This is a genomic window from Roseiarcus sp. (genome assembly GCF_049514155.1).
Lineage (GTDB): Bacteria > Pseudomonadota > Alphaproteobacteria > Rhizobiales > Beijerinckiaceae > Roseiarcus.
This window is the reverse complement of record NZ_JBEKVH010000176.1, coordinates 1-7,212: the sequence shown is the minus strand read 5'-3', so window position 1 is coordinate 7,212 and position 7,212 is coordinate 1. Positions and strand designations below refer to the sequence as shown.

The window sequence follows — 7,212 nt, the reverse complement described above, 5'->3', positions numbered from 1 at the left end:
CGACGACCAGCGCCGCGCCGAGCCGCAAGCCGAACGCCTGCGCGGCTTGGCTCAGCGGCCGCCCGCGCGCCGCCTCGATGGCGTAGAACAGCAGGTGGCCGCCGTCGAGCATCGGGATCGGCGCGAGATTGGTCAGCCCGAGCGACAGCGACAGGATCGCGGCCAGTTTTACCAGCGCGATGAAGCCGAGCGAGGCCGCCGCGCCCGACATTTTGGCGATGCGCACCGGGCCGGAAAGTTGATCGGCCGACGAGCGGCCGATGACGACTCGCGACACGTAGTCGCCGGTGACGGCGACGAGGCGCCACGAATCCGAGAGGCCGGCTTCGAGCGCGCCGAGCGGCGTCGGGTAGACGACCTGCACGCTCGAGGCGTTGGCGGCAAGGCCGAGCCGCCCGGCGTGTTGCGCGCCCGCCGGCGTGTCGATCGACGTCAGCGCCGGCGTCGCGGTCAGGTTGATTTCATGGCCGCCGCGGTCGACGACGAAGCTGAGCGATTCGCCGGGCCGCAGGGTGACGAAGTCGATGATGTCGTCGAACGAGGCGATCCGTCGGCCGTTGACGCTCTCGATCACGTCGCCGGGCGCGAAACCGGCTTGTTCGGCCGGGCTGCCGGCGACGACGGCGTCGACGCGCGGGGGCAGGGAGCGCTCGCCGTAGGCGTAGGCGATGCCGGAAAGGACGACGACCGCCATCGCCAGATTGGCGAAAGGGCCGGCGGCGACGATCGCCGCCCGCGCGAGCACCGGTTGGCCGGCGAGCGTCTGGCGCCGCTCGGCCGGCGACATCGTCGACAGCGCGTCTTCGTCGGGCGCGCTCGCCGCGTCGCGGTCGCCGGCGAAGCGCACATAGCCGCCGATCGGGATCGCCGACAGCCGCCAGCGCGAGCCGCGCTTGTCGGTGCGGCCGACGACTTCGGGGCCCATGCCGATCGAGAAGACCTCGACTTTGACCCCGCAGCGCCGGGCGACGAAGAAATGGCCGAATTCGTGGATGAAAACGACAGCGCCCAGCACGAGCAGGAACGAGCCGATCAGCACGACCGCTCCCCACAGGCTGTCCAGCATCGGCGCCATTGCGTTCCCGTCCTTCGCCCGTCCGCAGCGGACCGCCGCGGCGGCGATCAGACCACCCGCGCGCTAATTTCTGCTTAAGCGGCGCGATTGTGAAGCCCGCGCCGAGCGGCGCTGTCTTCGTCCGCGCGCCCGAGCGCCACGGCGACCGCCGCGGCGATCGCGGCGGCGACATACACGGCGACGCCCGGGATCTGCAACGAAAAATCGACGATCGCGTGCAGCGTGACGAGGACAAGCGCCGCCAAGCCGGCGACGGGCAGGAACCGGAGGCGGCGCCGCACCCGCGCGCCATGAATGAGCGCCGCGGCGAGCGTCAGGTAGACGAGCGCCGTCGCGCCGACGAACGGCAGTCCGAATCCGAGCAGCCCCTCGAGAAAGAAGTCGTGAGCGTGGTCCCAGACGCCGTAGACTCCGGCGCAGTCTACGTTGCGGTAGGCGGGGAAGACGTCCGGAAAAGCGCCGAAGCCGGCGCCGAGCGGCCAATAGTCGGCGATCGCCGCGACGGTCGAGCTGAAGACGCACCAGCGCGCGTCCTCGGAAGCGAGCGCCTGCGCGCGGTGCTCGGTTCGCCCGGCGAACAGAGCGAACAGGCCGAGGACGAGCGCCAGCGCCGCCGCGGCGACGGCGGGTCGCCGCCAGCGCGCGAAGAGCTCTTCGCGCCCGCGGTCCAAGGTCAGTCGCCGCGCCGCCATCATCGCCGTCGCGACCAATGTCGCGACCAGCGTCGCGCCGATCGCTCCGCGCGAGCGAGTCAGGAATAGAGCCGCGGCGCAGTCGAGCACGGCGAACAGATGGAGAAACAGCGCGGCGCTCGGGCCGCTCCATTTGCCGCGGCGCGCGAGGCGCGCGAGCCGGACGACGCGCAGGTCGGCGAACAACAGCGCCAGATTGAGCAGCAGCGCGACGCCGAAGAAGGTTCCCGCCGTGTTGCGGTTGACGAACGACCCGGTGAGGTCGCCGAGATAGAACCGCTTCGGCTCGAACAACAGCTGATCGGGCCAGAACACTTCCTGGACGATAGCGAACGCCGCATAGGCGGCGCCGAAATAGGCGAGCCCTCGCCACAACCGCAGCGCTTCCTCGTCGTTCTGGCAACAGGCGAGCGCGACGGCGAAGGCGAGAAACGGCGCCGCGAGCGCCGGCGCGGCGGCAAGCGTCAGGCCCGGCGCGACCGAAATCGAGCCGCGCGGCGCCGCGTCGGCGATCGCGTCGCCGAGCGCCTTCCAGGCGGGGTCGGCGAACGGGGAAGCGCCGAGCGGCGCGGTCTGCCAAAGCGCGAAGGCGAGCAGCGCGGCGAGCGACAGCAGCGCCAGCACCTGCAGACAGGCGAGGCGCGGCGCCGCGACCGGGACTGTGACGGCGAGCAGCGCTAGGAGAGCGAAGCCGAGCGCGGCGAAGTCGAGTTCGACTGTCGACGCGCCGCCGTGGGCGAGCACGGTCGCTGCGAGGGTCGCAAGCAGGGCGCGGCCGAGCCACAGCCGCCGCGCCGCCGGCGCGAGCGTCGCCCCGGTCATGGCGCTTCCGGCGCAAGCAGCGCGGCGCCGGCGGCGTCGATGCGCAGAACCGACAGCCGGTTGGAGAGATAGGCGCCGGTGTCGACGTTGATGCGGTTCGCGCGAAAGTCGACGCGCTCGACCGGCGTGTGGCCGTGGACGACGATGAAGCCGAAGTCGCCGTCGTCGTCGAGGAATTCATTGCGGATGCCGGTAAGATCGACGACGTCCTGGCTCTGGAGCGCGACGCCTGGCCTGAGGCCCGCGTGAACGAAGCCATAGCCGCCGGCGCGGTGGAACGCGCCGAGGCTGGCGAGGAAGCGCCGGTGGTCGTCGGGCAGGCGTTCGGCGAAGTCCTCGCAGCGTGGGCCTTCGGCTCGGCGCAGGTCCGACGCGGCGAATCCGTAAGAGAGCAGCGTCTCCGCGCCGCCGAGCGGGCGCCAGGCGGCGAAGGGCAGACGGCCGGCGAGGAAGGACTCCATCGCTGTTTCGTGGTTGCCTCTGAGCGCGACGACGCGCTTTGCGCGCACGCGCGCGGCCATCAGGTCGATGACCGTCTTTGAATCGGGGCCGCGGTCGACATAGTCGCCGAGGTAGATTTCGGTCGCTGGCGGCGCGGCCTGCGCGCCGCCGCAGTCGCAGTCGATTCGCGCCTGCGCGCGGACGAGGCAGTCGGCCCGGCCGTGGACGTCGCCGATCACGTAGAGCGTCTCGCCATCAGGGGCGGGCGGGTAGGAGCGCCGCGGCTCGGCGCCGTCGCGCGGGCGCGCGCTCGAAGCGCCGATCGCAAGTCGGCGGCGCGCCGCTGCGAGCCAAGCGCGCGCAGCGCTCCGGCGGCGGGCGGCCGGCAGGGCTTGATCGGTTCCCACCGCGGCGGGGATCGCTGCACTCATGCGCCGTCGTCAATCGTTTGTCGCGCGTCTCTGGTCGGGCGCCGGCGGCGCACAACCGTTACGAAGCATAGACAACCCTTGCGTGTATTCAAGGGCGATGGTACACCTATGCGTGTCAGCGATCGGCAACGACGAAGGGGTCTGGATTGGACGTCGTCAGCCCGTCCGCGGTCCTCGATCGGGCCGCGGCCACTCCGCGATTTGCGTCGGCGGCGCCGGCGACGCGGCGTTGGGCGGCGCCGTGCGGCGCGCTGCCAGCGGCGGCGGCGGCGTTCGATGTCGCGGTCCTGGCCTTCGCCGCGCTGGCGGGCGAATTTGTCTATCGGCGCCTCGCGCTCGGCGAATCGCCGGACTTCGGCGGCCTCGCCGGCGGGCTGCTGGCGGGTGCGGTGTTCGTTCTGCTGGCGCAACTCGCCGGCCTCTACCGCCTGCCGACCCTGCTGGCGCCCGGCGCGAGCCTGCCGCGCCTGGCGCTGACGGTGGCGCTGGCGCAGCTCGCGGTCGTCAGCGTGCTGTTTCTGCTCAAGTCGGGCGCCGACCATTCGCGCGGCGCGACGATCGCGTTCGCCGTGCTGGCGTTGACGCTGACGCCGCTTGGCAGGGTCGCGCTGGCGCGGGCCGCGCGCGCGGCGATCCGGCGCGGCGCCATCCAAGGCAGCCGGGTTGTGACGCTCGGCGATCCGTTCGAGCTCGAGCGGCTCGACGACGCCGATTTTCCGGATTTCGGCGCGGAGGAGGTCGCGCGCGTCCGCCTTTCCGGTTCGGCGGCGCTCGGCGGCGGGTTGCTCGAATCGGATCGCGTCCGCGTCGCCCAGGCGATCGCCTGGGCGCGCGAAATGCGGGCGACGGAATTCGCGGCGGTGATGCCGTGGGGCGCCGAGGCCGCGCTGGCGGATCTCTGCTCGCTCATGCGCCAATCGCCGTTGCCGCTCCGGCTCTATCCCGACGAGAAGATCCGCCGTGTCTTGCGGCGCGGTCGCGACGGCGGCCTTGGGCGCCGCTTCTCGGTCACGTTGCTGCGCGCGCCGCTCAGCGCCGCCGAGCGCGCCGCCAAACGCGCGTTCGACGTCGCGCTCGCCGCGACGGCGCTCGTCGCGCTGGCGCCCGCACTGCTGACAATCGCAGCGCTGATCCGTCTCGAAAGCCCGGGACCGGCGATCTTCCGCCAGCGCCGCTGCGGTTTCGACAACTGCGAATTCGTCATGTTCAAGTTCCGGACGATGCGGGTGTTGGAGGATCGCGGACCGATCGTCCAGGCTTCGCTCAACGATTGGCGCGTCACCCGCGTCGGCCGACTGCTGCGCCGTTCGAGCGTCGACGAACTGCCGCAACTCCTCAACGTGCTGCGCGGCGAGATGTCGCTTGTCGGCCCGCGTCCGCACGCGATCGCCCACGACGACGAATACAAAGCGCGGATCGCCAATTACGCGTTGCGCCATCACGTCAAGCCCGGCCTGACCGGCGCGGCGCAAGTCGCGGGCTTCCGTGGCGCGACGCCGCAGTTGTCGCAGATGGAGCGACGCGTCGAGCGGGACCTTTGGTACGTCGACAATTGGTCGATGGCGCTCGACCTGAAGATCCTCGCCGCAACCGTCTTCATTGCGGCGCGTTTTGACGCAGCCAGCCGACTAGCCGCGGCGCGTAACCATACCTGAGCCACGGAATCCAAGGCCGCGCTAGCCGATAGAGCGCGCCGTCGGGTCCGACCGCGCGGGTCGGCACGCGCGCCGTCGCGACCCAGGGCGCGCGCGGCGGATCGAGCGAAACGATGTGACGCTCATGGCCGTGGCGGAACCAGACCTCGGAGCTGGAAAACACCCCCTCGACCGGGCCGCCGCCGCGCGGATCGACCGAACTGATGACGTGAAGGACCTTCACTGGATCGCCCTCCGCGTCGCGCGGCGCACGGCGCGACAACCGCTTCGCGATAGCTTGCGACGATGGAGCCTACAAGTTGTATTTTGCGTCGCAGATCGCGTGACGATTGCGAGGAGGCGGCGCGCTCGGCTAGAACCGATTCGTCGGCGAGCGCCGATTCGTTGGACCGGCTCGAAGCTGGGCGGGTCTCGTCAACCAACGGAGCGCGGATGGATCTGCTCAGCGGTCTGGGCGATGTCGCGGTGGTTGCGCCGGCATGTGCCGCGCTGGTCGTCGGCCTTTTTTGGCTGGGCGCGCGGCGAGACGCCGTGGCGTTCACGGCTGCTATGTTCGTCTGCGTCGCCCTCGCTTTGTTGGCCAAGCTCGCTTTCGCCGCCTGCGGCTTCGTGCCGCGCTTCGAGATCGAAAGCCCGAGCGGCCATGCGGCGCTCGGCGCGGCGTTTTACGGCTCCCTGGCGGCGCTGCTCGCCGGCGGCCGGCGCGTCGGCATGCGACTGGCGCTCTACGTCGCCGCCGCATGCGTGTCGGTGGCGGTCGCCTATGGGCGGGTCGAGTTGCAGGTCCACAGCGTCGCCGAGGTCGTCTGCGGGTTGCTGATCGGCGCCGTGGCGGCGGCGCTGTTCGTGGCGCTGCGCGGCCCGCCGCGCCGCCTGTCTCTTACGCCGCAGATGCTGGTGCGCGCCTCGCCAATCGCCGTGCTGCTGGCGCTCGATTTAGCGCTGTTCACCGATCGCTGGACCGCGGAACCCCTGATCGACCGTTTCGCCTGGGCGATCGGCGTCGCGCTCAAGCTTTGTTCCTGATCGCCGCCCGTCGCGGCGCGCCGCCTCAGAGTTCGATCGTCTCGCCGAGCGCCGGAATCTCGACTTTCGCGCCGCCGAGCTTGTCGGCGAAGGCGCGCATCGTATCCGCTTCGCCGTGAACCAGGATGGTGCGCTCCGCGTGGGTCTGAGCGCGCCAGGCCAGGAGTTCGGCCTGGTCGGCGTGGGCCGAGAAGCTGTTGATGGTGTGGACCTCGGCGCGCACGGCAATGGTCTCGCCGAAGATCTCGACCTGTTTGGCCCCGTCGATGATCTTGCGGGCGAGCGTGCCCTGGGCGGCGTAGCCGACGAAGACGATTGAGGCTTCCGGTCGCCACAGATTGTGACGCAAATGATGGCGGATGCGGCCGCCGGTGCACATGCCTGAGCCGGCCATGATTACGCCGCCGCCGGTAATGCGGTTGATCGCCGCCGACTCGGCGGTCTCGCGGGTGAAATGGAGTCCAGGCAGGCTGAACGGATCGCGCCCGTCGCGGAACAATCCGGCGACGACCGGCCCGTAGCCTTCGGGATGGCGCTCGAAGATCTCGGTCGCCGAGATCGCCATCGGCGAATCCAGGAAGACCTGCATCGCCGGCGGCAGTTGATTGCGTTCGCGCCCCTGACGCAGAACATAGAGCAGCTCCTGGGCGCGCTCGAGCGCGAAGGTCGGTATGACGACGTTGCCGCCGCGCTGGAACGTCGCGCTGACGGCTTGATAAAGTTCCTCGATCGACGGCGCGAGCGGCTTGTGCAGGCGATCGCCGTAGGTCGTCTCCATGATGACGGCGTCGACCTGCGGCGGATCGGCCGGCGGACGCAGCAGCGGTCGGCCGGCGTTGCCGAGGTCGCCGGAAAACAGCGCGCGTCGTTTGCGCGCGCCTTCCTCGAGCTCGAACAAGATGCTCGCCGAGCCGAGAATATGTCCTGCGTCGAAGAAGGTGGCGACAACGCCAGGCGCGAGCGTGATCGGCTGGCCGTAGACGGCGACGCGGCCGAAGCGGTCGCAGGCGTTGAGCGCGTCGAGCGTCCCGTAGAGCGGCGCGCCGTCGGCCGGACCGCGGGCCCGCGCC

General features: G+C 70.7%; 7 protein-coding genes. 2 read left to right on the top strand and 5 right to left on the bottom strand.

All coding sequences use genetic code 11. From position 1 onward, the window contains the following. The 3 genes from ABSF49_RS18725 to ABSF49_RS18715 all read right to left on the bottom strand — a co-directional run. The coding region (locus ABSF49_RS18725) for a M50 family metallopeptidase (protein ID WP_424114157.1) at nt 1-1,075 on the bottom strand (1,075 nt) is incomplete at its 3' end. A 74-nt stretch (nt 1,076-1,149) separates the two neighbouring features. Next, nucleotides 1,150-2,589, bottom strand: a complete 1,440-nt coding sequence (locus ABSF49_RS18720) for an O-antigen ligase family protein (RefSeq protein ID WP_424114156.1) — start codon at nt 2,587-2,589, stop codon at nt 1,150-1,152. Further along, nucleotides 2,586-3,461 carry a metallophosphoesterase family protein gene (locus tag ABSF49_RS18715; protein WP_424114155.1) on the bottom strand — a complete coding sequence of 292 codons (876 nt, stop codon included), beginning with the start codon at nt 3,459-3,461 and terminating at the stop codon, nt 2,586-2,588. The genes ABSF49_RS18720 and ABSF49_RS18715 overlap by 4 nt, the downstream gene beginning before the upstream one ends. 146 nt (nt 3,462-3,607) lie before the next feature. On the opposite strand from ABSF49_RS18715, the gene ABSF49_RS18710 reads away from it, so the two are divergent. After that, complete coding sequence (locus tag ABSF49_RS18710) at nt 3,608-5,116, top strand: exopolysaccharide biosynthesis polyprenyl glycosylphosphotransferase (protein ID WP_424114154.1); 1,509 nt, start codon at nt 3,608-3,610, stop codon at nt 5,114-5,116. Here the strand turns inward: ABSF49_RS18710 and ABSF49_RS18705 are convergent. Beyond that, nucleotides 5,058-5,339 (bottom strand): glycosyltransferase family protein, encoded by a 282-nt coding sequence (locus ABSF49_RS18705; RefSeq protein WP_424114153.1) that lies wholly within the window; start codon nt 5,337-5,339, stop codon nt 5,058-5,060. The two genes, ABSF49_RS18710 and ABSF49_RS18705, sit on opposite strands and share 59 nt — an antisense overlap. Before the next feature lie 209 nt (nt 5,340-5,548). On the opposite strand from ABSF49_RS18705, the gene ABSF49_RS18700 reads away from it, so the two are divergent. Next, complete coding sequence (locus ABSF49_RS18700; RefSeq protein WP_424114152.1) at nt 5,549-6,142, top strand: phosphatase PAP2 family protein; 594 nt, start codon at nt 5,549-5,551, stop codon at nt 6,140-6,142. A gap of 25 nt (nt 6,143-6,167) precedes the next feature. Here the strand turns inward: ABSF49_RS18700 and ABSF49_RS18695 are convergent. Then, nucleotides 6,168-7,212 (bottom strand): MBL fold metallo-hydrolase RNA specificity domain-containing protein (locus tag ABSF49_RS18695; RefSeq protein ID WP_424114151.1); only part of this gene is annotated, 1,045 nt, incomplete at its 5' end.

Bases quoted from the DNA above. Each gene is read 5' to 3' on its own strand.
- ABSF49_RS18720 (WP_424114156.1), bottom strand. From the start codon at position 2,589: ATGACCGGGGCGACGCTCGCGCCGGCGGCGCGGCGGCTGTGGCTCGGC.
- ABSF49_RS18715 (WP_424114155.1), bottom strand. From the start codon at position 3,461: ATGAGTGCAGCGATCCCCGCCGCGGTGGGAACCGATCAAGCCCTGCCG.
- ABSF49_RS18700 (WP_424114152.1), top strand. From the start codon at position 5,549: ATGGATCTGCTCAGCGGTCTGGGCGATGTCGCGGTGGTTGCGCCGGCA.